Raw genomic sequence first — 24,014 nt, 5'->3', positions numbered from 1 at the left:
GCTTACTCCACCTCGCCGGCACTGAGCATGTAGCCCTTGCCCCACACGGTGCGGATCTGCCGCTCGTGGTAGCCGATACCTTTGAGCTTGCGGCGGATCTGGCTGACGTGCATGTCCAGGCTGCGGTCGTGCCGCGAGTAGCCGCGCTGCAGCACCTGCTGATAAAGGAAGGGCTTGCTCAGCACTTCATCGACATTGCGGTGAAGGATGTCGAACAGGCGGTATTCGCTCGGCGTCATGCCAGCCTGCTGACCGCCCAGGCTGACATCGCACAGGCCTTCGTCGAAGTACATCGCGCTTCCGGCAACCTCCAGCGGAGGCTGATGACGCCGCTCAAGGGCAACCCGGCGCAAGATCGCCTCGATCCGCACCTGCAGCTCGGCCATGCTGAAGGGCTTGGGCAGGTAGTCGTCGGCACCACGCTGGAAGCCGCTGATGCGGTCGGCCTCGGCGCCCAGCGCCGACATCAGGATCACCGGCGTGGCGCTGCGCTGGCGCAACCGGGCCAGGGCATCCAGGCCATTGAGGCCTGGCAGCAGGATGTCCATCAGCACCACATCGAAGGTTTGCCGACCGGCCGCCTCCAGGCCATCCAGGCCATTGCGGCACCAGGTGACCTGGAAGCCGCCGCGCTGAAGCTCTTCGTGCAGGTACGCACCCAGGACAGGATCGTCCTCGATCGCCAGGATGCGGGACGCGCAATTAGTTACAGGATTCATTGGCAACTGCCATCCATTCTCAATTACGCGATTATTGTGCAAGCTCTCCTTCCAGGCAACTGCCCTGCGACCAACGCCTTGGCCAGGCAACGAAATGACATTCAAAGGGTGCATTAGCGCTGCCAGCGGAGTAACTTTCCGCATTGTTCCGTCGCAGCGTCGACGGCATCCAGGCACATCACAGGAGGCGAGTGTGCTCGATCGTTTGGGAATCAGAAGCCGGGTGCTGCTGCTGGCATTGTTGCCAGCCAGCCTGATGGCACTGGTGCTGGGCAGCTATTTCACCTGGCTGCAGCAAGACCAGTTGCGCACCCAGCTGCTGCAGCGCGGCAAGATGCTCGCCGAGCAGCTGGCACCGCTGGCCGCACCGGCCCTGGCACGCCTGGCGCCTGCCCAGCTGGAGCGCATCGCCGCGCAGACCCTGGAGCAGGCCGACGTGCGCGCCGTGGCCTTCCTCGCCCCCGACCGCAGCCGCCTGGCCCATGCCGGGCCAAGCATGATCAACCAGGCGCCCAGCGGCGGCACCGGCACGCAGTTGCTGCAGCGCACCGGCAACGACGCTACCCGTTACCTGATGCCGGTGTTCGGCCACCACCGCGACCTGGCCACCGATGCCGTACCGGCCGAAACCGAGCGCCTGCTCGGCTGGGTCGAGATCGAACTGTCCCACGACGGCACGTTGCTGCGCGGCTACCGCAACCTGTTCACCAGCGTGCTGCTGATCCTCGCCTGCCTGGCCCTCAGTGTGCTGCTGGCGATGCGCATGAGCCGTACCATCAATGACCCGATCGCACGCATCAAGCATACGGTCAACCAGCTCAAGGACGGCCACCTCGACGAACGCCTGCCGGCCATGGGCAGCCATGAACTGGACGAACTGGCTCGCGGCATCAACCGCATGGCCGAGACCCTGCACGGTGCTCATGAGGAACTGCAGCACAGCATCGACCAGGCCACCGAGGACGTGCGCCAGAATCTGGAAACCATCGAGATCCAGAACATCGAGCTGGACATGGCGCGCAAGGAGGCCCTGGAGGCCAGCCGCATCAAGTCGGAATTCCTGGCCAACATGAGCCACGAAATCCGCACCCCGCTCAATGGCATCCTGGGCTTCACCCACCTGCTGCAGAAGAGCGAGATGACCCCGCGGCAGCTGGACTACCTGAGCACCATCGAGAAGTCCGCCGACAACCTGCTGGGGATCATCAACGAGATCCTCGACTTCTCCAAGATCGAGGCCGGCAAGCTGGTGCTCGACAGCGTCCCGTTCAATTTGCGCGACCTGGTCCAGGACACCTTGACCATCCTCGCCCCCGCCGCCCATGCCAAGCAGCTCGAGCTGCTCAGCCTGATCTACCGCGATACGCCAACTTCGCTGATCGGCGACCCGTTGCGGCTGAAACAGATCCTCACCAACCTGGTGAGCAACGCGATCAAGTTCACCCGCGAAGGCACCATTGTCGTGCGGGCGATGCTCGATGACGAACACGAAGACAGTGCCCAGCTGCGCATCAGCGTGCAGGACACCGGCATCGGCTTGTCACCACAGGACGTGCGCACGCTGTTCCAGGCTTTCAGCCAGGCCGACAACTCGCTGGCCCGCCAACCCGGCGGCACCGGCCTGGGGCTGGTGATTTCCAAGCGCCTGATCGAGCAGATGGGCGGCGAGATCGGCGTCGACAGCACACCGGGCGAAGGCTCGCAGTTCTGGATCAGCCTGAGCCTGCCCAAGGCACACGACGACATCGAGGAGCAGCCGCTGCAACCGTTGCTGGGCCGCAGGGTGGCCATCGTCGACAGCCATGAGCTGGCGCGCCAGGCTCTGGAGCACCAGCTTGAGGATTGCGGCCTGAGCGTCAGCCTGTTCGCTTCCTATGACCAGTTGCTGCACGGCGTGCAAGCGGGCTTCCAGGCCGGCATGCCATTCGAGTTCGCGGTGCTCGGCGCCAACCTCGGTACGCTTTCACCGGAACAGCTCGGCCAGTACAACCAGCAACTGGAGCGCCTGCACTGCCAGTGCGTGGTGCTGTGCCCAACCACCGAACAGGCGATGTACCACCCCTACCTGCCCAACGGCCATGGGCAGTTGCTGTCCAAGCCGACCTGCACACGCAAGTTGCGCCGCCTGTTGCTGGAACTGGTGCAACCGCGACGGCCGCAGGCCGAACCGGGGTTGTCTGGCAGTAGCCAGCGCCGGGCGAAGATCCTGTGCGTCGACGACAATGCCGCCAACCTGCTGCTGGTGCAGACGTTGCTCGAAGACCTGGGCGCCGAAGTGCTGGCGGTCGACAACGGCCATGCCGCCGTGCAGGCGGTACAGGCCGAGCCCTTCGACCTGGTGCTGATGGACGTGCAGATGCCCGGCATGGACGGCCGCGCCTGCACCGAGCAGATCCGCCTGTGGGAAAAGACCCAGAGTGGCAGCCCGCTGCCGATCGTCGCCCTGACTGCCCATGCCATGGCCAATGAGAAGCGCGCCCTGTTGCACAGTGGCATGGACGATTACCTGACCAAGCCGATCAGCGAACGGCAGTTGGCCCAGGTAGTGATGAAGTGGACCGGGCTGAGCCTGGGCACGTCGCCACTGGAGCCTGCCAGCGAGCCGCATGGCGACAGCCATGAGCTGCCCGTGTTGGACCCGGACGAAGGTTTGCGCCTGGCCGCCGGCAAGCCGGACCTCGCGGCTGACATGCTGGCCATGCTGCTGGCGTCGCTGGAAAGCGACCGCCAGGCAATTCGCAGCGCCTGCGAGGCCGATGACCGCGCGACGCTGATCGAGCAGGTGCACCGGCTCAATGGTGCCTCGCGTTATTGTGGTGTGCCGCAGTTGCGTGCGGCGTGTCAGCGCAGCGAGACACTGCTCAAGCAGGACAGCCCGCAGGCACAGCAGGCGCTGGATGAGCTGGATGCGGCGATCAATCGGTTGGCGGCGCAGGCGCGGCTGAGCGCTTGACTGGATTTTTTCGGCGCCCGTGAGATCGAGCGCCGCCCGCGCGGCGCTCGGTCTCAATGGCACCACACAACCCAAGACATGCACTGCAAAGGACTCTCACCATGCGCGTTCTGTTGTTCAGCAGCCAGCACTACGACCAGGAAAGCTTCACCCGGGCCGCCAGCGACAGCACCCTGGACCTGCACTACCAGCCCACCCGCCTGACCCTCGACACTGCCCCTCTGGCCCACGGCTACGAGGTCGTCTGCGCCTTCATCAACGACGAGCTCGACGCCCAGGTGCTGCAACGCCTGGCCGCTGGCGGCACGCGCCTGATCGCCCTGCGCTCGGCGGGCTACAACCATGTCGACCTGGCCACCGCGCAGCGCCTTGGCCTTGCGGTGGTACGCGTGCCGGCCTACTCGCCACATGCCGTGGCCGAGCACGCCGTAGCCCTGATCCTGGCGCTCAACCGCCGCCTGCACCGGGCCTACAACCGCACCCGCGAAGGTGACTTCACCCTGCACGGGCTGACCGGCTTCGACCTGCATGGCAAGACCGTCGGCGTGGTCGGCACTGGCCAGATCGGCGCCGCCTTCGCCCGGATCATGGCCGGTTTCGGCTGCCAGCTGCTGGCCTACGACCCCTACCCCAACCCGGAACTGCAGGCCCTTGGCGCGCGCTACATGGCGTTGCCCGACCTGCTGCGCGAGGCGCGGATCATCAGCCTGCACTGCCCGCTGACCGAGCACACCCGGCACCTGATCAATGCGCAAAGCCTGAACCAGTTGCAGCCAGGCGCGATGCTGATCAATACCGGCCGTGGCGCGCTGGTCGACACACCGGCACTGATCGACGCCCTGAAAAGCGGCCAGCTCGGCTACCTGGGCCTGGACGTCTACGAAGAGGAAGCCCAGCTGTTCTTCGAGGACCGCTCTGACCTCCCGCTGCAGGATGATGTGCTGGCACGGCTGCTGACCTTCCCCAACGTGATCATCACCGCACACCAGGCATTCCTGACCCGCGAAGCACTGGACGCGATCGCCGCCACCACCCTGGACAACATCATCCGCTGGGCGGCGGGTAATCCGCAGAATCTGGTCAGCGGTTGATGCTAGGATACGCGGCATTTCTGGAGGACCCATGGTCGAGCACGATTTCCGCTACACCCTTTTCAACCCGCAACACACCCTGATCGAGTGTCGCGCCCTGGTTCCGGGCCGTTACCAGGTGACCGGCAACGGTGGCTCGATGCACAAGGGCGACGTCCTGATCGTGACCCTCAAGGGCAGCAAGGACCTGGCCATGCGCCTGACCGTGGACAGCGTGCGCCACCTGATCAACCCACGCGGCCAGTGGGTTGCCGTGGCCAGTGGCCCGGTGTTCAACGAGCTGGAAATTCTCACCTGGAAGGTCGAGTGCGACAGCTGCGACGCGGTGCTGGACTTCGAGTTCGCCGTCGACGCCAAACTCGGCAAAGCGGCCCGCCAGCCGGCTGCCAGCGCCCGTATCGCCGAACTGGGCTGGGCCAGCCGTGGCCACAAGCACCTGTGCCCGCGTTGCCAGGAGAGCGCCGAGTGAAGAATCTGCTGACCGGCGTGCTGATTGCCACCGGCCTGCTCGGCTGCGCCGCCGAACCTTCGAAGCTGCAGCAGGAACGCAGCTACGTGCTGGAGTGGATCGGCGAACGTCCGCTGATTGACTACAGCCACCTGACCCTGACCCTGGCCAGTGATGGCCGCGCCTATGGCAATGCTGGCTGCAACCACTGGTTTGCGCCGTACACTCTGGACGGTGAGCACCTGAGCTTCGGCAAGGTCGGCAAAACCCGCAAACTGTGTGCCCCGGCGTTGATGGAGCAGGAAAAGCGCTTCCTGCAGGCGTTGGAGACGGTTCAGCGTTGGGATGTGTCGCCCATCGAACAGATGCGCTTCTGGCCGGCCGAAGGCAAGCCGCTGCGCTTCTGGCCTGAAGAAGGCTGAAGATCCTTGGGGCCGCACGCAGCGACCCCAATTGCATCAGGCGCCTTTCAGGGCCTTGATCTTGGCCTGCAACCCTTCCAGGGTCTGCTCGCCCATCAGTTGCTCACGCACCTTGCCCTTGTCATCGATGATGTAGGTCACCGGCAGCGCCTCGCTGCGGGGCAGGTCATAACGCTCGGCCGGGTCCTGCGCCAGCACCGTGAAGCCGATGCCCAGGGCCTGCGCTGCCTGCTTCAGCTCCGGGCCCTGCAGGCCATCGAAGTTCACCCCGACCACCTTGATGCCATCGTCCGCCCACTGCTTGGCCGCCTGGTTCAGCTCAGGTACCTCGGTACGGCACGGGCCACACCATTCGGCCCAGTAATTGAGCACTACCCAGTGCCCGTCGATCTGTTCCGCCTTTACCGTCTTGCCATCTTGGTCCACGCCGTAATCGGCACCGCAACCACCGAGCAAAAGGCTCGCGGTGATGGCCAGTACTGCTGCCAGACGCCTTGCCATGGGTCAATCCTTCTCGAAGTTTCAAGCAAATAGGTCAGTCGCTGCGGTTAGAATAGCCGCCACACCCAGCTGGATGCGACCCGACATGACTGACTTGACGCTCTATCATAACCCGCGCTGCTCGAAATCCCGCGGCGCGCTGGAACTGCTTGAACAACGCGGCCTGGCACCGACCATCGTGCGCTATCTGGAAACCCCGCCCGACGCCGCAACCCTCAAGGCCCTGCTCGGCAAGCTGGGCATCGCCCCACGCCAGTTGCTGCGCACCGGTGAAGACGAATACAAATCCCTCGACCTGGCAAACCCGGCACTGAGCGACGCGCAGTTGATCGACGCCATGGTAAACAACCCCAAGCTGATCGAACGCCCGATCCTGATCGCCGGTGACAAGGCCGTGATCGGCCGCCCGCCGGAGAAGGTGCTGGAGATCCTGCCGTGAGTGCGCCGTATATCCTGGTGCTGTATTACAGCCGCCACGGTTCGACCAGCGAAATGGCCCGGCACATCGCCCGTGGCATCGAACTGGCCGGCATGGAAGCACGCCTGCGCACGGTGCCGGCGATTTCCACCGAGTGCGAAGCGGTGGCCCCGGACATCCCGGCCAGCGGCGCGCTGTACGCCACCCTCGACGACCTGCGCCACTGCGCCGGTCTGGTGCTGGGCAGCCCGACCCGCTTCGGCAACATGGCCGCACCGCTGAAGTACTTCCTCGATGGCACCAGCAGCTTGTGGCTGGGTGGCGAACTGGTCGGCAAACCGGCTGGCGTGTTCACCTCCACCGCCAGCCTGCACGGCGGCCAGGAAACCACCCTGCTGTCGATGATGCTGCCACTGATGCACCACGGCATGCTGGTGATGGGCCTGCCGTACAGCGAGTCGGCGCTGCTGGAGACCCGTGGCGGCGGCACGCCTTATGGCGCCAGCCACCATGCCGGCGCCGATGGCAAGCGTGAGCTGGACCAGCATGAGATCGCCTTGTGTCGCGCCCTTGGCCAACGCCTGGCGACCACCGCCAAGGCCCTGGAGGCCGCGCGTGGCTAAAAAGCCCAAGGTGTTGCCGCCACTCGAATGGCTGGCGCCGCGCCTGCGCCTGACGCGGGCGTTGAGCCTGGCGTTCTTCTTCGGCCTGATCGCGCTGCTGGTGGTGAACAACCTGTGGTTCGCCAACCTGCATGGGGCGCGGGTCGAGGTGATCCTGGCGATCGAACTGGTGCCGCTGCTGTTGCTGCTGCCGGGCATGCTGATGGGCAGTGCCCGGGCGCATGCCTGGACCTGCTTCGTGGTGAATATCTACTTCATCAAGGGCGTGCTGGCAGCGTTCGACCCGGCACGTGCGGTGTTTGGCTGGGTTGAAGTGCTGGTGAGCCTGGGATTGTTCATTGCCGGGCTTTTGTATGTGCGCTGGAAGTTTCAGTTCGAGCGGCGCATGGCGGGCGAAGGCAGTTGAATGCAGGGGGGGCCGCTTTGCGGCCCCAAGGACTCAATGGTTAACGGTATGCGCCAGCATCACCGACAACTGGCACAGCGGCCGCCCGCTCTCTGCGTGCCATTGATTGAACGCTTGCTGCACCAGCGCCAAGTCGCGCTGGCTGGTCGGCTGCTTGTCGATCACCTTCTGCGCGATCAACGCCGCCGCCATGTCTTCGGTGGGGATGAAGGTGTCCTTGCCGACCATGCGCAGGAAGCGCGGCGCCGACAGCCCGCCCAACTGGTTGCCGTGCTTGGCCAGGTACTTCCACAGCCCGACGATATCGGTCACCGGCCAGTCGGCGATGAACGCACCGAAACTGCCCTTCTCCTTCGCCACATCGAGGATCATCTGCGCATTGCGCGGCACGCTCTTGAGCTTGCCCAGGTGGCGGATGATACGCTCGTCGTGCATCAACCGCTCCAGGTGCTCGGCGCCCATCAGCACCACCTTCTCCGGGTCGAAACCAAAGAACACCTGCTCGAACGCTGGCCACTTGGCATCGACCAGGCTGTGCTTGAGCCCGGCGCGAAACACGCGCAGGGCCAGGGTCGACAGGTAGCGGTCGTCAGCGATATCGCGCAGCTGCGCCGGCGTGCGCGGCTGTGGCAGGAAGGCTTCCAGTGCCTGGGCCGAGCCGAAGCGGTTCAGGCAATACGCATGCAGCCACTGGTAATCGCGCATGGCCTCAGATGTTCACCACGTCGAGGAAGCGCGGGGTGGCGTTCTCGTCGATCTTCAGGCTGGTGAAGTCGAACAGGTTGCGGTCGGCCAGCTGCGACGGCGCCACGTTCTGCATGGCGCGGAAGATGCTCTCGGTGCGGCCCGGGTGCTTGCGCTCCCACTCCACCAGCATGTCCTTGACCACCTGGCGCTGCAGGTTCTCCTGCGAGCCGCAGAGGTTGCACGGGATGATCGGGAATTCCTTCATGTCCGAGTAGGCCTGGATGTCCTTCTCGCTGCAGTAGGCCAGCGGGCGGATCACCACGTTGCGGCCGTCGTCGGCACGCAGCTTGGGCGGCATGCCCTTGAGCGCGCCGTTGAAGAACATGTTGAGGAAGAAGGTTTCGACGATGTCGTCGCGGTGGTGCCCCAGGGCCATCTTGGTCGCACCGATTTCATCGGCGAAGGTGTACAGGGTACCGCGGCGCAGGCGCGAGCACAGCGAGCAGGTGGTCTTGCCCTCGGGGACCAGCTCCTTGACCACCGAGTAGGTGTCCTTCTCGACGATGTGGTACTCGACGCCCAGTTCCTTGAGGTAGGCCGGCAGCACATGCTCGGGGAAGCCCGGCTGCTTCTGGTCCATGTTCACCGCGACGATCTCGAACTTGATCGGTGCCACCTTCTGCAGGTGCAACAGAACGTCGAGCATGGTGTAGCTGTCCTTGCCGCCAGACAGGCAGACCATGACCTTGTCGCCATCTTCGATCATGTTGTAGTCGGTGATGGCTTCGCCGGCGAGACGACGCAGGCGTTTTTGCAGTTTGTTCTGGTTGACCGAGAGGGTGCCCATAGCGCTTGGATCCGCGAGGTGTGACAAAAGCCGGCTATTTTACGCACAAACCACGCGCACCTGTAGGGATTCCGATAAAGACTTCAAGGTAATCAACAACGGCCCTGACAGCGCAATTTGCTCTAAAAAGCCGGGTTTGTGCGGGGATTGGCTTCCTATACTGCGACATAAGGCCACATTACCGTTCTGCTTCGGTGTCCTGGCCTCGGGCCGCTTGCGCTCCATGTGGGGGGCGATTGGCAATATTGAGAGGAGTGACCGGCATGATTCATCACGTTGTGGGGCTGTTTACCCATCCCGACCAGGAATGGCGGGAGATTCGTGGCGAAGAAGAAAGCATCAGCCACATGTACCTTACTCATACCCTCATCCTGGCGGCGATTCCCGCCATTTCGGCCTTTATCGGCACAACCCAGGTGGGTTGGGTGATCGGCGGCCGGCCGGCAGTGATGCTGACCATGGATAGCGCAATATGGATGAGCATCATGTCCTACGTGGCGATGCTCGCCGGGGTTGCGGTGATGGGCGCATTCATTCACTGGATGGCCCGCACCTACGACGCCAACCCGTCCATGGCGCAATGCATCGCCTTTGCCACCTACACCGCCACCCCGCTGTTCCTCGGTGGCCTGGCGGCGCTGTATCCGCACCTGTGGCTGGGCATGCTGGTGGGGACCGCTGCCATTTGCTACACCGTGTACCTGCTGTATGTCGGCTTGCCGACGTTCATGAACATACCGTCAGATGAAGGCTTCCTGTTCTCAAGCTCCGTGCTGGCAGTGGGCCTCGTGGTGCTGGTGGCGATCATGGCTGCAACCGTGATCATCTGGGGTTTGGGCGTGGGGCCCGTGTACACCAACTAGATCAGATCCAGCCAACATAGGGCATCAAGCAGAGGCCGCCGCAAGGCGGCCTTTGTCTTTGTGCGGATGCCTGCTGACCGGTGGCTCGGCAACCGCGACAGGCATGCGGCATAATGCCCGGTCAGGAGAACCACCCCGCCATGCCCGAGCTGCTCAAACAACGCGTCGAAACCTGTTACCAGCAAGCCGAAGCCTTCTTCAAACGCCCCTTCCCGCGCCCGGAAGTCAGCTTCAAGCTGCGCGGCCAGAAAGCCGGCGTCGCCCACCTGCACGAGAACCTGCTGCGCTTCAACCTGCAACTGTATCGCGAGAACCAGGAAGACTTTTTGCGCCAGACCGTGGCCCATGAAGTGGCACACCTGGTGGCCCACCAATTGTTTGGCGACCGCATCCAGGCCCACGGTGAGGAATGGCAGCTGATCATGCGCGGGGTCTATGAACTGCCGCCGAATCGTTGCCACAACTATGCAGTGCAACGGCGCGTGGTGACCCGCTACATCTACCGCTGCCCGTGCCCGGAGGCTGATTTCCCGTTTACCGCGCAGCGGCACAAGCTGGTGCGCCAGGGGCGGCGCTATCTGTGCCGGCGCTGCCGGGAGATTCTGGTGTACAGCGGCGAAACCCGCGTCGAATAGCCAGGCACAAGAAAGGCGACCCGAGGGTCGCCTTCTTTTTTACCGCATCAGGATCAACGAACCGGGGTTTCAGCAACGCCCAGGTCATCGGTAGGTACCGACAATTCCAGCGGCGCGCCACCGGAAGCCAGCTCGGAGGCCAGCTTGTCGTCGTCCATCTCTTTCACCCACTTGGCCACGACCACGGTGGCCACGGCGTTGCCGACCAGGTTGGTCAGTGCGCGGGCTTCGGACATGAAGCGGTCGATGCCGAGGATCAGCGCCAGGCCGGCAACCGGCAGGTGGCCAACGGCCGACAGGGTGGCTGCCAGCACGATGAAGCCCGAACCGGTCACGCCGGCAGCACCTTTGGAAGCCACCAGCAGCACCAGCAGCAGGGTGATCTGGTGGGTGATGTCCATGTGGGTGTCAGTGGCCTGGGCGATGAACACCGCAGCCATGGTCAGGTAGATCGAGGTACCGTCGAGGTTGAACGAGTAGCCGGTCGGGATCACCAGGCCGACGACCGACTTCTTGGCACCCAGGCGCTCCATCTTGGCCAGCATGCGTGGCAGGGCCGATTCCGAGGACGAAGTGCCCAGCACGATCATCAGCTCTTCACGGATGTAGCGGATCAGCTTGAGGACACTGAAGCCGTGGGCGCGGCAGATACCGCCCAGTACCACCAGCACGAACAGCAGGCAGGTGATGTAGAAGCACGCCATCAGGTAGCCCAGCTGCACCAGCGAACCCACGCCGTACTGGCCGATGGTGAAGGCCATGGCGCCGAAGGCACCGACCGGGGCCAGCTTCATGATCATGTTGATGATGTTGAACATCACGTGGGCGAAGCGGTCGATCAGGTCCAGCACCGGCTTGCCATAGCTGCCCAGGCGGTGCAGGGCGAAGCCGAAGATCACCGAGAACATCAGCACTTGCAGGATGTCGCCGTTGGCGAAGGCACCCACCACGGTGTTGGGGATGATGTTGAGCAGGAAGCCGACGGTGGTCTGCTGCGCGCCGGCGGCGGCGTAGGCAGCCACGCTGCTGGCGTTCAGGGTGCTGACGTCGATGTGCATGCCAGCGCCAGGCTGGACCACGTTGACGACCACGAGGCCGATGATCAGAGCGACGGTGGAGACGATTTCAAAGTACAGCAGCGCGTAGCCGCCGGTCTTGCCGACCGACTTCATGCTCTGCATGCCGGCGATGCCGCTGACCACGGTACAGAAGATGATGGGCGCGATGACCATCTTGATCAGTTTGACGAAACCATCACCCAAAGGCTTAAGGGCGACGCCGGTTTCGGGGTAGAAGTGGCCGAGCAGGATGCCGATGGTGATGGCGACCAACACCTGGACATACAGGGATTTGTACAGCGGCTGACGTGTCGTCATGGCTCATTTTTCCTCAAGTGTGCCGGCTCCACCCTTCCCAGGGTGTGTGGGCACCTGAATCGCTAACCCTCCTGCACCCGGAGGGATTTGTCGTTGTGTTCGAGCTGCCTGGGCAGGCCTCTGCCAAGTGAGATAGCAAGGGCGATGCCAAAATGCCCATCCTGGGTGCAGAGGCAGTATTTACGGGCTGTAAATGCCCAACGACGGGGCGATTTTTCTGAGCAAAGGTGGCGGATTTCCGCCCGGTGGCGGGAAATGTACAAGGGATATGGCGGGAATCCGCCCGAGCAGCGGATCAATCAAGGTGCAGGGTGATGCAGAAGGCGGCTCCGCCCAACGCGGATTCATCAAGGGTCAGTTCGGCGTCATAGCTGTCGACGATGTCCTTGACCACCGCCAGGCCAATGCCCTGGCCGGGGTGCTGCCGGTCCAGCCGTTCGCCGCGTTCGAGAATCCGCTCACGCTGGTCAGCCGGTACCCCGGGGCCGTCGTCCTCGATGCACAGCGTCAGCGTGCCGGGCGCCTCCTGCAGGCTCACCCGCACGTGCCCCAGGCTCAGCCGGTAGGCGTTTTCCAGCAGATTGCCCAGCAGTTCCAGCAACGCTCCCTGCTCCATCGGCACATGTGCCTGCGCAGGCACATCCAGCTGGACCTCCACCCGCTTGTCGCGATAGACCTTGGCCAGGGTGCTGCACAAGCTCTCCAGCACCGGCAGCAACCGCACGCGGTGGCGTACCAGGCCGCTCTTGCGCAGGCTGGCGCGCTGCAGCTGGTAATCGATCTGCTGGCTCATGCGTTCGATCTGGCTCTGCAGCACCCGTGCCTGTTCGCGCTCGCTAGCCCGCTGCTGCATGCTCTCGCCCACGCCCTGCAACACCGCCAACGGGGTCTTCAGGCTGTGCGCCAGATCGCCCAGGGAGTCGCGGTAGCGAGTGCGCTGTTCGCGCTCGCTACTCAACAGACGGTTCAGCGAACGGGTCAGGCGCAGCAGTTCGCGCGGGTGCTCGCCACTGAGCCCATCCCGCGCGCCAGACTCCACCTCATCCAGCTCAAGGCTCAACCGGCGCAACGAGCGCAACCCCCAGGTCAGGCCGGCCCAGAGCAGCGCCAGCAAGGCCAGCAGGGCCGCGCCAAAGCCCAGGTAGAGCTTTTCGCGCAGGCCATCGAGCGTGGCCTTGTATTCACTCACCGGCTGCAGCGCCACGATACTGTAGGCCGCGCTCTGGCCACCGAGCAGCTTGATCTCGACGTCATAGACGAAGAACTCTTCGCCATCCGCCTGGTGGATGCGGGCGAACTCGTTGCCGCGCCCGTCGTAGCGCGGGCGGTAATTGATGTGCCGGTCGGCGGTGGCGCGCGAGCGCCACACCAGGTTGCCGTCACGGTCGAAGATATATCCCAGCAAGCCGGTGTACGGCAGGTTGTAACGTTCGTCCGGCAACAGCTCGGGCATCTGCAGCTGGCCGTGCTCGATGCGCGCAGCGGATATCAGCGTGGTCACGTCCGAGGCCAGGCGCTGCTCGATCGATTCCTTCAGGGCCAGGCTGAAGGCCTTCTGCAAGGCCGGCAGCAAGCCCAGCATGAACAGCAGTGCCAGCACTGCCGCCGCGAGCATCAGCCGCACCCGCAGCGAACGGATCATCGGCAGCGCTCGGTAAACAGGTAGCCGAGGCCGCGCACCGTGTCGATCGGCTTGAAACCGTTCTCGCCCTCGAGTTTGCGGCGCAGGCGGCCGACCAGCACCTCGATGACGTTAGGGTCGCGCTCCTCGTCGCCGGGATAGAGCTGCTCCATCAGGCGGTCCTTGGCCACCACCTGCTGGTGATGACGCATGAGGTACTCGAGGATGCGGTACTCGTAGGCCGTCAACGCCAGCGGCTGCTCATCCAGGGTTGCCTGCTTGCGGTTGAGGTCCAGCACCAGGGGGCCGGCGGCGATGGTCGACTGGGTGAAACCGCTGGAACGGCGCAGCAAGGCGTTCAGGCGCGCTTCGAGCTCCTCGAACTGGAACGGCTTGACCAGATAGTCGTCGGCACCGGTAGCCAGGCCTTCGACCTTGTCCTGCCAGTTGCCACGGGCGGTGAGAATGAGGATGGGGAAGGTCTTGCCCTGGCTGCGCAGGCGGCCGATCAGCTCGAGACCGCTGATGCCAGGCAGGCCCAGGTCGACGATGGCCAGGTCGAAATGGAAGTGTTCGGCCTGGTACAGCGCCTCTTCGGCATCGGCCACGGCTTCGACCACATGGCCGCTTTCACCCAGGCGTGTATGGAGGTGGTGCCGCAGCAGGGCTTCGTCCTCGACCACCAGCAGTTTCATTCAGGGCTCCTCTTTAATGTATTGCCTGTACCGGCTCGCGGGTAAACCCGCGAAGAGGCCGGTACAGGATAACCTGGCTCGCCGGTCAGAACTTGTAGGTTGCCGCCAGGTAGGTTTGTGCACTGCTGGTCAGGCGCAAGGTGCCCTCCTTCGGCCCGCCACTGGCACCTACCTCAGTGTCGGCATTGGTGCGCAGGTAGCGGTACCCCAACTCCATCGAAGCATTGTCGGTAATCTCCTGGATAACACCGGCCTGCAAGCCCACTGCATAACCGTAGCCGGTATCACGGCTGGCCCCTGGCGAATCCTGGGTCAGCTTGGTCATGCCCAGGCTGCCACCGCCGAACAGCTTGGTGGTGTCCCCTACCGGCAGGAGCAGGTCGTAGCTGCCGAGCAGGTTTTCCTGGCGCAGCTTGTAGCCGCTGTGGTCGCCGGAAACGTTGTCGTAGGTCATGTAGTAGCGAGCCTGATCATTGATCTTGCCCAGGCGCACGCCCCAGGTAGCGTCCTTGGCGATGATGCCGTCGGCGTTGAGGTGGTCGGTGTTGCTCTGCAGCAGCCCGGACTTGCGTACCTTGTCGCTGGTCTGGCCATAGGTCAGGCTGGCGAAGTTTACTTCCGCAGCCTGGGCGCTGGTGATGCCAGCGGCGCAGACGGCCATGGCGGCGAGCAGGGAATTGAAGGTTTTCATAGCACGGTACTCCAGATGAATGCGCTGTTGCGCTCTGGAAGCTAGAGTAAGCAGGGTGCACTGAACCGCGGCTGAACCCAGGCTGAACCGCGGCTGAACGATCTACCTGCCAAACAAGGAGTAGTAACATGCGCGTCCTGCTGGCCCTGATACTGATGTGCAGCGCCGCCCTCACCCAAGCGGATGTGAAAACCCGCGAGATCCGATACCAGGCCGACGACGGCACGGCACTGATTGGCTACTACGCCTACAACGACGCCGTGGATGGCAAGCGCCCAGGCGTGCTGGTGGTGCACGAATGGTGGGGGCTGAACGACTATGCCAAACGCCGTGCCCGCGACCTCGCTGCACTGGGCTACAACGCACTGGCCATCGACATGTATGGCGACGGCAAGCACACCGAGCACCCACAGGACGCCCAGGCGTTCATGGCCGAGGCAATGAAGGACCCGAAAGCGGCAGCACAGCGCTTCGACGCCGGGCTGGAACTGTTGAAAAAACAGCCTAACACCGACAAGCGCAAACTCGGTGCGGTGGGTTACTGCTTCGGCGGCAAGGTGGTGCTTGATGCCGCACGCAGGGGTGCGAGGCTGGATGCCGTAGTGAGCTTCCACGGCGCACTGGCCACCCAGACACCGGTCACCCAGCCTGGTGTGGTGCGGGCCTACCTGCTGGTCGAACACGGGGCGGACGACAGCATGGTCACCCCGCAGCAGGTGGATGCCTTCAAGAAGGAGATGGACGCGGCCAAGGTCAACTACCAGTTCGTCAGCATTCCGGGCGCCAAGCATGGGTTTACCAACCCGGATGCGGACCGGCTGAGCCATGGCGACCACGGTGGTCCGGACATTGGTTACAACGAGGCGGCGGACAAGAGCTCCTGGGCGGACATGCAGGCGTTTTTCAAGCAAGTATTCAAGTAGAGATCGCTGGGGCTGCTTCGCAGGGCTCATGGCTGGCACAATGGTCGCCATGAACACACTCCCCGCCTGCTGCGCCCCGCTCCAGCATCACTGGCCCCTGCCCTGCCCGCTGCCCGGTGCGGTGCTGGTCAGCTGCGCCTTCGACCCCGCCCACCTGGCCGCCGATGACTTCCAGCGCGCCGGCATCGTGCCCAGCGCCAGCCTGCAACGTTCGGTGGCCAAGCGCCAGGCCGAGTACCTGGCCGGCCGCGTTTGCGCCCGCGCCGCGCTGCAGCGCCTGGATGGCCGCGACTACGTGCCCGGCACCCATGAGGACCGCTCGCCGATCTGGCCCACCGGCATCCACGGCTCGATCACCCATGGCAAAGGCTGGGCCGCTGCGGTGGTCGCTGCCGATGGTGCCTGCCGCAGCCTGGGCCTGGACCAGGAAGCGCTGCTGGATGACGCGCGTGCCGAGCGATTGATGGGCGAGATCCTGACGCCAGCCGAACGCGAGCGCCTGGACCGTGGCCAGCTGGGCCTGACGGTTACTCTGACCTTCTCGCTCAAGGAAAGCCTGTTCAAGGCGCTTTACCCCCTGACCCGACAGCGCTTCTATTTCGAGCATGCCGAAGTGCTGGAGTGGTCTGCCGCAGGCCTGGCCCGCCTGCGCCTGCTCACCGACCTGTCACCCGAATGGCGCCAAGGCGCCGAAGTCGAAGGCCAGTTCGGCCTGCAGGACGGCCACCTGCTCAGCCTGATCAGCGTCTGAGCCTTACTGCGGCGCTTGCTCACGCGGCCAGTTGAGGCTGAAGCAAGCCCCGCCCAGCGCCTCGCTGCGCCCCACCGTGGCGCGGCCAGCGTGCCAGTAGATGATCCGCCGCACGATCGACAGCCCCAGGCCATGCCCGCCGGAAGCACGGGTGCGGCTGTCGTCGAGCCGGGTGAAGGGGGTGAAGATGCGATCCCAGACGCCTTCGGGGATGCCCGGGCCATCGTCTTCCACATCGATGCGGCAACGCTGCTGGCCCAGTTGGTAGCTCAGGCGCACCTCACTGCCGGCATGGCGCAGGGCATTGCTCACCAGGTTCTGCAGCGCACGATGCAGGTAACGCGGTTCGGCCTCGACCCAGCAGCCGTCGCTGGCCTGGCACGCCCCACGCAGCAAGCGCACCTTGCTGTTGAGCGGCGCCAACTCTTCGATCACCCGGTCGAGCAAGGCATCCAGTTCGATACGCTGGAACTTCAGCGCCGGGGCGCCCTGCTCCAGGCGTGCGTAGGTCAGCATCTCGTCGACCAGCTTGTCCAGGTCCTGGATATCGCCATCCATGCCGGCCAGGTGCTTGGCGCGGGCCTGCTCGGTGGTCGCGCTTTCGATCATCTCCAGGCCAAAGCGCAGGCGTGCCACGGGGGTGCGCAGTTCGTGGGACACCGCACGCACCAGCTCGCGCTGCATGTTAAGCGAGCGCTGCAGGTGCTCGGCCATGCCATTGAAGGCCGCAGCCAGGCGCCCCACCGAATCGGCATCACCGGCCGGCACGCGGGTGTCGAGGCTGCCCTGGGCGATGCGCGTGGCGGCGATTTCCATGCCCGACACGCGCCGTTCCAGCTGGCGCACCAGCAGGTACACCACCAGGCCGATCAGGCACAGGCCGAGGAAGGCAATCAGGATCAGCAACTGCGGCGGATAAGGGTTGAGCTGATACAGCGGGCCGATCTCCAGCACCAGCGGCGAGCCTGGCAGGCCGGCGAACACACGGATCGAATCACCATCGCGCCCCAGCGCCATCACCGTATCCCCCTCCTCCACCCGGCGCCGCTGGTCATCGTCCAGGCCGACCCGCTCGATGCGCTGCAAGGCGACGCCGAAACCGAAGCCCTTGCTCTGGGTGATGTCTGCCAGGCGCTGCTGCTGCTCGGTCACCGGGTAGCGCACCAGTTCATCGGCCAGCAGATAAAGCGTGGCACGTGCCAACTGCTCGCTGACCTGCTTGACCTGGGCCACCAGCAACAGGTCTTCCTGGCCGACCTTGCGCAGCACCTGGGCGGCGTGCGGCCCGGTCTTCTCCACCACCACCAGGCCACGGTACAGGCGGGCGCGCTGGCCGCCATCGAGTGTGCGCGCCGACATCGGCTGCAGCTCCAGCGGCACGCCCAGCAAGCGCTCCCACATCAGCAACGAGCGCTTGCGCTCGGTCTCGTTCTGCTGCGCCAGGTTGTCGGCCATCAGGCTGAACGTGCCCTGGGCCAGCCGCTCGCGGTGCTGGGCCGCGCGCACTTCGTTGACCAGGTGCAGGCTGAGCGCGCCAAGCAGCGCCACCAGCACCAGCACAGCGAGCATGCCGCCGTAGATGCGCAGGAAGATCGAGCGGTTCATGGGGCATCGCCAACGAACAGGTAACCCTTGCTGCGCAGTGTCTTGATCAGCCGCGGGTGGATCGGGTCGTCGCCGATCTTGGGGCGGATCCTGGAAATGCGCACGTCGATGGAGCGGTCCTGGCCGTCGTAGCCGACCCCGCGCAAGGCGGTGAAGATCTGCTCGCGCGACAGCACCCGCCCGGCGTTGCTGGCCAGCAGCCAGAGCAGGTCGAATTCAGCACCGGTGAGGTCGATCTGCTGCGCGTCGAGCCAGGCTTCGCGCAGGCGGTTGTCGATGCGCAGCGGGCCGAAGGCCAGGTCGTGGCGCTTGTTGTCCGTGCTTTCGCTGCGCCGCAGCAGGGCCTGAATCCGCGCCAGCAGCAACCGCGGGCGCACCGGTTTGCACACATAGTCGTCTGCGCCCAGGTCCAGGCCCTGGACCTGATCGAGCTCGTCGCTACGGGCCGTCAGCATCAGAATCGGGCCGGGATATTGGCCGCGCACGCGGCGGCAGATGCTCAGGCCGTCTTCGCCGGGCAGCATCAGGTCGAGGATCACCAGGTCCGGCTGACTGTCGATGATGCGGCGAGCGGCACGGGCGCCATCGCCCTCCACGGTGACCTCGTAGCCGTTGGCCTGCAGGTATTCGGCGGTGAGCTCGGCCAGGCGCTGGTCGTCTTCGACGATGAGGATGCGATTGCTGGGTTGGTCCATGGCCCCTGCCTTTGTATTGTTGTTTTTATGTCGGTACCCGCCTTTAACCAAAAGGCAACATCACCCCCGGATACTACGTGCCGCCCGCCGGCACTGCCAAGCTGCCCGGCGGTAACCTCGACTGAACCGTTTTTTGTGGTAGGGTTCGCCCCCGCAAAATTCTGCCTGGGGGCAGCGAGCAAGAGAAAAATAGTGAACACCACTTGGCACTAGGCCTACAGCGATTACCCACTATTCACTCACAAAGTACGCACAAGTTATCCACAGCCGATCGCCTTGCAAAGACCCCTGTACCGCATTATCTTGTATCCCCAGCGCAGCAAACCACTAGATGTTGGGTTTCAGTCACCCACGCCAAGCATGAGTCAGCAGAAAAATTCAAGCGATTTTTCTGGCAGAACTCGTCGTGGTTTCAACGATCCAACCGCTCCTAGCGGATACTGAACAGCCTGCTCTGGCTCAACCCAGAGCATTTGACTTCGGCCAGGGAGCGGCAAGGTTCTTGCCCCCATTTCCTGATCTGTCCCGAAGTCGGTACGCCCGAGCGGGTGGATGCGCGCGCATGACGCATCCTCGCCAAGGCCATCGAGCAAGTGGACGGAACGGTGGGCGCCCAGAAGGCGCCTGAACACTATTGAAACTGTGGAGACACCCACCCATGCAAACCGACACGACTCGCGAGAACCCGCAGGCTTTGGCGCCGCAGGCCGCCGATTCCAACCAGGATCTGGCCGCCACCGCTCCGGGCCAACTGCGCGTGATCAAGCGCAACGGCACTGTCGTCCCCTACACCGACGACAAGATCACCGTGGCCATCACCAAGGCGTTCCTCGCAGTTGAAGGCGGCACCGCCGCTGCCTCGTCGCGCATCCACGACACCGTTGCACGCCTGACCGAGCAGGTCACCGCCACGTTCAAGCGTCGCATGCCATCGGGTGGCACCATCCACATCGAAGAAATCCAGGACCAGGTCGAACTGGCCCTGATGCGTGCCGGCGAGCAGAAAGTCGCCCGTGACTACGTGATCTACCGCGACCAGCGCGCCAAGGAGCGCGCGACCCGCAGCAACGCCGAGTCCGTGGTCGAGCCGCACCCAAGCATCCGCATCACCCTGGCCGACGGCAGCCTGGCGCCGCTGGACATGGCGCGCCTGAACACCATCATCAGCGAAGCCTGCGAAGGCCTGGCCGAAGTCGATGGCGACCTGATCCAGCGCGAAACCCTGAAGAACCTGTACGACGGCGTGGCCATCAAGGACGTCAACACCGCCCTGGTGATGACCGCCCGTACCCTGGTCGAGCGTGAGCCGAACTACTCGTTCGTCACCGCCCGCCTGCTGATGGACACCCTGCGCGCCGAAGGCCTGGGCTTCCTCGAAGTGGCCGACAGCGCCACCCACCACGAGATGGCCGACCTATACGCCAAGGCCCTGCCGGCCTATGTCGCCAAAGGTATCGAGTTCGAGCTGCTGAACCCGGCACTGGCCGACTTCGACCTGGAAAAACTGGGCAAGGCGATCAACCACGAGCGCGACCAGCAGTTCACCTACCTGGGCCTGCAGACCCTGTACGACCGCTACTTCATCCACAAGGATGGCGTGCGCTTCGAGCTGCCGCAGGTGTTCTTCATGCGCGTGGCCATGGGCCTGGCGCTGGAAGAGAAAGACAAAGAAGCCCGCGCGATCGAGTTCTACAACCTGCTCTCGTCGTTCGACTACATGGCTTCGACCCCGACCCTGTTCAACGCCGGCACCCTGCGCCCGCAGCTGTCGAGCTGCTACCTGACCACCGTGCCGGACGACCTGTCGGGCATCTACCACGCGATCCACGACAACGCCATGCTGTCGAAATTCGCCGGTGGCCTGGGCAACGACTGGACCCCTGTGCGTGCACTGGGCTCCTACATCAAGGGCACCAACGGCAAATCCCAGGGCGTCGTGCCGTTCCTGAAAGTGGTCAACGACACCGCCGTTGCCGTCAACCAGGGTGGCAAGCGCAAAGGCGCCGTGTGCGCCTACCTGGAAACCTGGCACCTGGACATCGAAGAATTCATCGAGCTGCGCAAGAACACCGGTGATGACCGTCGTCGTACCCACGACATGAACACCGCCAACTGGATCCCTGACCTGTTCATGAAGCGCGTCTTCGATGACGGCAAGTGGACCCTGTTCTCGCCATCGGAAGTGCCTGATCTGCACGACCTGACCGGCAAGGCCTTCGAAGAGCGCTACGAGTACTACGAAGCCCTGACCGAGTACAACAAGATCAAGGTGTTCAAGACCATCCAGGCCAAAGACCTGTGGCGCAAGATGCTGTCGATGCTGTTCGAGACCGGCCACCCATGGCTGACCTTCAAGGACCCGTGCAACCTGCGTTCGCCGCAGCAGCACGTGGGCGTGGTCCACAGCTCGAACCTGTGCACCGAGATCACCCTGAACACCAACAAGGACGAGATCGCGGTCTGCAACCTGGGCTCGATCAACCTGCCGAACCACATCGTCGATGGCAAGCTGGACACCGCCAAGCTGCAACGCACCGTGAACACCGCCGTGCGCATGCTCGACAACGTGATCGACATCAACTACTACTCGGTGCCGCAAGCGCGTAACTCGAACTTCAAGCACCGCCCGGTCGGCCTCGGCATCATGGGCTTCCAGGACGCGCTGTACCTGCAGCACATCCCGTACGGCTCCGACGCTGCCGTCGAGTTCGCCGACAAGTCGATGGAAGCGGTCAGCTACTACGCGATCCAGGCGTCCTGCGACCTGGCCGACGAGCGTGGCGCCTACGAGACCTTCCAGGGTTCGCTGTGGTCCAAGGGCATCCTGCCGCTGGACTCGCAACAGATCCTGATCGAAGCCCGTGGCCAGAAGTACATCGACGTCAACCTGGAAGAGTCGCTGGACTGGGCGCCGGTGCGTGCCCGCGTGCAGAAAGGCATTCGTAACTCGAACATCATGGCCATCGCGCCAACCGCGACCATCGCCAACATCACTGGCGTGTCGCAGTCGATCGAGCCGACCTACCAGAACCTGTACGTGAAATCGAACCTGTCGGGCGAGTTCACCGTGATCAACCCGTACCTGGTTCGCGACCTGAAGGCCCGCGACCTGTGGGACTCGGTGATGATCAACGACCTGAAGTACTACGACGGTTCGGTGCAGCAGATCGAGCGTATCCCGCAAGAGCTGAAAGACCTGTACGCCACCGCGTTCGAAGTCGAGACCAAGTGGATCGTCGACGCTGCCTCCCGTCGCCAGAAGTGGATCGACCAGGCCCAGTCGCTGAACCTGTACATCGCTGGCGCCTCGGGCAAGAAGCTGGACGTGACCTACCGCATGGCCTGGTACCGTGGTCTGAAGACCACCTACTACCTCCGTGCCCTGGCCGCGACCAGCACCGAGAAGTCGACCATCAACACCGGCAAGCTCAACGCCGTTTCCAGCGGTGGCGACAGCGCCCCGGTCCAGGCAGCGGGCCCCGCGCCAGTGCCGAAGGCCTGCGCGATCGACGAGCCGGATTGCGAAGCCTGCCAGTAAGGCCGGGCTGAGGCTTCCTTCGGGAAGCCTCGACGCGTTTTCCGCATCACTGCGGACCCTGTGCGAGCGGGTTCACCCGCGATGAGGCCGGCATTCCCGCCGCCTCTCCACAGCCAGACACAATAAGCCGTGACTGCAAAGCCCCGGCCAGCCCTCCCCGGGCACTCCAGATTTGCGTGCACCGCACCGCAACCAAGATCCACCGGCCATACTTCATAGATGGCCCTCAAGCAGGAGAATCTCACCATGCTGAGCTGGGACGAATTCGATAAGGAAGACGGCGAAGTCGCCGCCAAAGGCAACACCGCTGCGCAGGCCACTGCCGCCGCCACCCTCGACAAGCTCGACAGCGCCGGCGGTGCCGCCGCCCTGGAAGCCCGCGCCGCCACCGCCTCTGACTCCGACGCTGTCAAGCGCGCCAAGGCCGCCCTCGACGCCCTCGACGTCGCCGAAGGCCTGGCCGAGCTGGAAGGCTCCTCGGCCCGCGTCGCCGTTGACGAAAAGCGCATGATCAACTGCCGCGCCGACCTCAACCAGCTGGTGCCGTTCAAGTACGACTGGGCCTGGCAGAAGTACCTCGACGGCTGCGCCAACCACTGGATGCCGCAAGAGGTCAACATGACCGCCGACATCGCCCTGTGGAAGAGCATGGACGGCCTGACCGAAGACGAGCGCCGCATCGTCATGCGCAACCTCGGCTTCTTCTCCACTGCCGACTCGCTGGTTGCCAACAACCTGGCACTGGCCGTGTACCGCCTGATCACCAACCCGGAGTGCCGCCAGTACATCCTGCGCCAGGCCTTCGAAGAGGCGATCCACACCCACGCCTACCAGTACTGCATCGAGTCGCTGGGCATGGATGAAGGCGAGATCTTCAACATGTACCACGAGATCCCGTCGGTCGCCAAGAAGGCAGCCTGGGGCCTGAAGTACACCCGCGCCATCTCCGACCCGGAATTCAACACCGGTACCGTCGAAACCGACAAAGAGCTGCTGCGCAACCTGATCGCCTACTACTGCGTTCTGGAAGGCATCTTCTTCTACTGCGGCTTCACCCAGATCCTGTCGATGGGCCGCCGCAACAAGATGACCGGCGTTGCCGAGCAGTTCCAATACATCCTGCGTGACGAGTCGATGCACCTGAACTTCGGTATCGACGTGATCAACCAGATCAAGATCGAGAACCCGCACCTGTGGGACGCGGCGATGAAGGAAGAAGCGACCCAGATGATCCTGCAAGGGACCCAGCTGGAGATCGAATACGCCCGTGACACCATGCCACGCGGTGTGTTGGGCATGAACGCGGCGATGATGGAGGATTACCTCAAGTTCATCGCCAACCGTCGCCTGACTCAGATTGGTCTGAAGGAAGAATATCCGGGGACTACCAACCCGTTTCCGTGGATGAGCGAGATCATGGACTTGAAGAAAGAGAAGAACTTCTTCGAGACTCGCGTGATCGAGTATCAGACGGGTGGGGCGCTGAGCTGGGATTAAGCATTATCT

General features: G+C 63.9%; 23 protein-coding genes. 13 read left to right on the top strand and 10 right to left on the bottom strand.

Annotated features, from left to right (window positions below):
• Window positions 1-2: 2 nt before the first annotated feature.
• Entirely contained in the window at window positions 3-719 is a 717-nt protein-coding gene (locus F6X59_RS01690; protein WP_152954110.1) for a response regulator transcription factor, read from the bottom strand.
• Between the two features lie 193 nt (window positions 720-912).
• Here F6X59_RS01690 and F6X59_RS01685 point away from each other — a divergent pair, with 193 nt between their 5' ends.
• The 4 genes from F6X59_RS01685 (at window position 913) to F6X59_RS01670 (ending at window position 5,633) form a co-directional block, all read left to right on the top strand.
• Entirely contained in the window at window positions 913-3,672 is a 2,760-nt protein-coding gene (locus tag F6X59_RS01685; RefSeq protein WP_346653360.1) for a response regulator, read from the top strand.
• A 101-nt stretch (window positions 3,673-3,773) separates the two neighbouring features.
• Entirely contained in the window at window positions 3,774-4,763 is a 990-nt protein-coding gene (locus F6X59_RS01680) for a 2-hydroxyacid dehydrogenase (RefSeq protein WP_152954109.1), read from the top strand.
• A gap of 31 nt (window positions 4,764-4,794) precedes the next feature.
• A complete protein-coding gene (locus F6X59_RS01675) occupies window positions 4,795-5,232 on the top strand; it encodes a hypothetical protein (protein WP_152954108.1) in 438 nt (145 codons plus the stop codon).
• Window positions 5,229-5,633, top strand: coding sequence for an META domain-containing protein (locus F6X59_RS01670; RefSeq protein WP_346653357.1), 405 nt, complete (start codon window positions 5,229-5,231; stop codon window positions 5,631-5,633). The genes F6X59_RS01675 and F6X59_RS01670 overlap by 4 nt, the downstream gene beginning before the upstream one ends.
• A 36-nt stretch (window positions 5,634-5,669) precedes the next feature.
• Here F6X59_RS01670 and F6X59_RS01665 read toward each other — a convergent pair whose 3' ends face one another.
• Complete coding sequence (locus F6X59_RS01665) at window positions 5,670-6,134, bottom strand: TlpA disulfide reductase family protein (protein ID WP_152954107.1); 465 nt, start codon at window positions 6,132-6,134, stop codon at window positions 5,670-5,672.
• Window positions 6,135-6,219: 85 nt separating this feature from the next.
• Between F6X59_RS01665 and arsC the strand changes: the two genes are divergently transcribed.
• Genes arsC through F6X59_RS01650 form a run of 3 tightly spaced genes read left to right on the top strand, consistent with a single transcriptional unit; the run spans window position 6,220 to window position 7,581 of the window.
• Window positions 6,220-6,573: an arsenate reductase (glutaredoxin) gene (arsC, locus tag F6X59_RS01660; protein WP_110638817.1), complete on the top strand. Its 354-nt coding sequence runs from the start codon at window positions 6,220-6,222 to the stop codon at window positions 6,571-6,573.
• Window positions 6,570-7,175 carry an NAD(P)H:quinone oxidoreductase gene (gene wrbA / locus F6X59_RS01655; protein ID WP_016501124.1) on the top strand — a complete coding sequence of 202 codons (606 nt, stop codon included), beginning with the start codon at window positions 6,570-6,572 and terminating at the stop codon, window positions 7,173-7,175. Before arsC ends, wrbA begins: the two co-directional genes overlap by 4 nt.
• Window positions 7,168-7,581: a DUF2069 domain-containing protein gene (locus F6X59_RS01650; protein WP_110638818.1), complete on the top strand. Its 414-nt coding sequence runs from the start codon at window positions 7,168-7,170 to the stop codon at window positions 7,579-7,581. Before wrbA ends, F6X59_RS01650 begins: the two co-directional genes overlap by 8 nt.
• Window positions 7,582-7,614: 33 nt before the next feature.
• Here F6X59_RS01650 and F6X59_RS01645 read toward each other — a convergent pair whose 3' ends face one another.
• Together F6X59_RS01645 and ttcA are read right to left on the bottom strand one after the other, a co-directional pair.
• Entirely contained in the window at window positions 7,615-8,286 is a 672-nt protein-coding gene (locus F6X59_RS01645; RefSeq protein ID WP_152954106.1) for a DNA-3-methyladenine glycosylase I, read from the bottom strand.
• 4 nt (window positions 8,287-8,290) lie between these two features.
• Window positions 8,291-9,115, bottom strand: coding sequence for a tRNA 2-thiocytidine(32) synthetase TtcA (gene ttcA, locus F6X59_RS01640; protein ID WP_027918067.1), 825 nt, complete (start codon window positions 9,113-9,115; stop codon window positions 8,291-8,293).
• 263 nt (window positions 9,116-9,378) lie between these two features.
• Here ttcA and F6X59_RS01635 point away from each other — a divergent pair, with 263 nt between their 5' ends.
• On the top strand, window positions 9,379-9,978 hold the full coding sequence (locus F6X59_RS01635) for a Yip1 family protein (RefSeq protein ID WP_054885573.1): 600 nt from the start codon (window positions 9,379-9,381) through the stop codon (window positions 9,976-9,978).
• Window positions 9,979-10,118: 140 nt separating this feature from the next.
• Entirely contained in the window at window positions 10,119-10,613 is a 495-nt protein-coding gene (locus F6X59_RS01630) for a SprT family zinc-dependent metalloprotease (RefSeq protein WP_152954105.1), read from the top strand.
• 53 nt (window positions 10,614-10,666) lie between these two features.
• On the opposite strand, the gene F6X59_RS01625 is transcribed toward F6X59_RS01630, so the two are convergent.
• From F6X59_RS01625 to F6X59_RS01610, 4 genes are all read right to left on the bottom strand, one after another.
• Window positions 10,667-11,989 (bottom strand): dicarboxylate/amino acid:cation symporter, encoded by a 1,323-nt coding sequence (locus F6X59_RS01625; protein WP_152954104.1) that lies wholly within the window; start codon window positions 11,987-11,989, stop codon window positions 10,667-10,669.
• Window positions 11,990-12,284: 295 nt separating this feature from the next.
• A complete protein-coding gene (locus tag F6X59_RS01620; protein ID WP_152954103.1) occupies window positions 12,285-13,631 on the bottom strand; it encodes an ATP-binding protein in 1,347 nt (448 codons plus the stop codon).
• On the bottom strand, window positions 13,628-14,305 hold the full coding sequence (locus F6X59_RS01615; protein WP_152954102.1) for a response regulator: 678 nt from the start codon (window positions 14,303-14,305) through the stop codon (window positions 13,628-13,630). The genes F6X59_RS01620 and F6X59_RS01615 overlap by 4 nt, the downstream gene beginning before the upstream one ends.
• Window positions 14,306-14,390: 85 nt before the next feature.
• Window positions 14,391-14,996 carry an outer membrane protein gene (locus F6X59_RS01610; RefSeq protein ID WP_152954101.1) on the bottom strand — a complete coding sequence of 202 codons (606 nt, stop codon included), beginning with the start codon at window positions 14,994-14,996 and terminating at the stop codon, window positions 14,391-14,393.
• A 128-nt stretch (window positions 14,997-15,124) separates the two neighbouring features.
• Here F6X59_RS01610 and F6X59_RS01605 point away from each other — a divergent pair, with 128 nt between their 5' ends.
• Together F6X59_RS01605 and F6X59_RS01600 are read left to right on the top strand one after the other, a co-directional pair.
• The gene (locus tag F6X59_RS01605) at window positions 15,125-15,919 is read left to right on the top strand and encodes a dienelactone hydrolase family protein (protein ID WP_152954100.1); all 795 of its coding nucleotides are present in this window, start codon (window positions 15,125-15,127) and stop codon (window positions 15,917-15,919) included.
• Window positions 15,920-15,968: 49 nt separating this feature from the next.
• On the top strand, window positions 15,969-16,670 hold the full coding sequence (locus F6X59_RS01600; protein ID WP_152954099.1) for a 4'-phosphopantetheinyl transferase: 702 nt from the start codon (window positions 15,969-15,971) through the stop codon (window positions 16,668-16,670).
• A 3-nt stretch (window positions 16,671-16,673) separates the two neighbouring features.
• On the opposite strand, the gene F6X59_RS01595 is transcribed toward F6X59_RS01600, so the two are convergent.
• Window positions 16,674-18,275, bottom strand: a complete 1,602-nt coding sequence (locus F6X59_RS01595) for an ATP-binding protein (RefSeq protein ID WP_152954098.1) — start codon at window positions 18,273-18,275, stop codon at window positions 16,674-16,676.
• Complete coding sequence (locus F6X59_RS01590; protein WP_152954097.1) at window positions 18,272-18,970, bottom strand: response regulator transcription factor; 699 nt, start codon at window positions 18,968-18,970, stop codon at window positions 18,272-18,274. The genes F6X59_RS01595 and F6X59_RS01590 overlap by 4 nt, the downstream gene beginning before the upstream one ends.
• Window positions 18,971-19,628: 658 nt before the next feature.
• Here F6X59_RS01590 and F6X59_RS01585 point away from each other — a divergent pair.
• Together F6X59_RS01585 and F6X59_RS01580 are read left to right on the top strand one after the other, a co-directional pair.
• The gene (locus F6X59_RS01585; RefSeq protein ID WP_152954096.1) at window positions 19,629-22,508 is read left to right on the top strand and encodes a ribonucleoside-diphosphate reductase subunit alpha; all 2,880 of its coding nucleotides are present in this window, start codon (window positions 19,629-19,631) and stop codon (window positions 22,506-22,508) included.
• Window positions 22,509-22,754: 246 nt separating this feature from the next.
• Window positions 22,755-24,005: a ribonucleotide-diphosphate reductase subunit beta gene (locus F6X59_RS01580; protein ID WP_152954095.1), complete on the top strand. Its 1,251-nt coding sequence runs from the start codon at window positions 22,755-22,757 to the stop codon at window positions 24,003-24,005.
• The last annotated feature ends 9 nt before the right edge of the window (window positions 24,006-24,014 follow it).

This window comes from Pseudomonas sp. MN1F (assembly GCF_009391885.1).
In the GTDB taxonomy this organism is placed as follows: domain Bacteria; phylum Pseudomonadota; class Gammaproteobacteria; order Pseudomonadales; family Pseudomonadaceae; genus Aquipseudomonas.
Note: the sequence above shows the minus strand (reverse complement) of the source record. Positions and strands in the feature narration are given on the sequence as shown.

Excerpts from the sequence above, each read along its gene's own strand:
- F6X59_RS01690 (WP_152954110.1), bottom strand. The coding sequence starts at position 719 with ATGAATCCTGTAACTAATTGCGCGTCCCGCATCCTGGCGATCGAGGAC.
- F6X59_RS01585 (WP_152954096.1), top strand. The coding sequence starts at position 19,629 with ATGCAAACCGACACGACTCGCGAGAACCCGCAGGCTTTGGCGCCGCAG.
- F6X59_RS01680 (WP_152954109.1), top strand. The coding sequence starts at position 3,774 with ATGCGCGTTCTGTTGTTCAGCAGCCAGCACTACGACCAGGAAAGCTTC.
- F6X59_RS01590 (WP_152954097.1), bottom strand. The coding sequence starts at position 18,970 with ATGGACCAACCCAGCAATCGCATCCTCATCGTCGAAGACGACCAGCGC.
- F6X59_RS01600 (WP_152954099.1), top strand. The coding sequence starts at position 15,969 with ATGAACACACTCCCCGCCTGCTGCGCCCCGCTCCAGCATCACTGGCCC.
- F6X59_RS01615 (WP_152954102.1), bottom strand. The coding sequence starts at position 14,305 with ATGAAACTGCTGGTGGTCGAGGACGAAGCCCTGCTGCGGCACCACCTC.
- F6X59_RS01625 (WP_152954104.1), bottom strand. The coding sequence starts at position 11,989 with ATGACGACACGTCAGCCGCTGTACAAATCCCTGTATGTCCAGGTGTTG.
- F6X59_RS01605 (WP_152954100.1), top strand. The coding sequence starts at position 15,125 with ATGCGCGTCCTGCTGGCCCTGATACTGATGTGCAGCGCCGCCCTCACC.
- F6X59_RS01595 (WP_152954098.1), bottom strand. The coding sequence starts at position 18,275 with ATGAACCGCTCGATCTTCCTGCGCATCTACGGCGGCATGCTCGCTGTG.
- F6X59_RS01610 (WP_152954101.1), bottom strand. The coding sequence starts at position 14,996 with ATGAAAACCTTCAATTCCCTGCTCGCCGCCATGGCCGTCTGCGCCGCT.
- F6X59_RS01675 (WP_152954108.1), top strand. The coding sequence starts at position 4,795 with ATGGTCGAGCACGATTTCCGCTACACCCTTTTCAACCCGCAACACACC.
- F6X59_RS01665 (WP_152954107.1), bottom strand. The coding sequence starts at position 6,134 with ATGGCAAGGCGTCTGGCAGCAGTACTGGCCATCACCGCGAGCCTTTTG.
- ttcA (WP_027918067.1), bottom strand. The coding sequence starts at position 9,115 with ATGGGCACCCTCTCGGTCAACCAGAACAAACTGCAAAAACGCCTGCGT.
- F6X59_RS01635 (WP_054885573.1), top strand. The coding sequence starts at position 9,379 with ATGATTCATCACGTTGTGGGGCTGTTTACCCATCCCGACCAGGAATGG.
- arsC (WP_110638817.1), top strand. The coding sequence starts at position 6,220 with ATGACTGACTTGACGCTCTATCATAACCCGCGCTGCTCGAAATCCCGC.
- F6X59_RS01645 (WP_152954106.1), bottom strand. The coding sequence starts at position 8,286 with ATGCGCGATTACCAGTGGCTGCATGCGTATTGCCTGAACCGCTTCGGC.
- F6X59_RS01620 (WP_152954103.1), bottom strand. The coding sequence starts at position 13,631 with ATGATCCGTTCGCTGCGGGTGCGGCTGATGCTCGCGGCGGCAGTGCTG.
- F6X59_RS01580 (WP_152954095.1), top strand. The coding sequence starts at position 22,755 with ATGCTGAGCTGGGACGAATTCGATAAGGAAGACGGCGAAGTCGCCGCC.
- F6X59_RS01630 (WP_152954105.1), top strand. The coding sequence starts at position 10,119 with ATGCCCGAGCTGCTCAAACAACGCGTCGAAACCTGTTACCAGCAAGCC.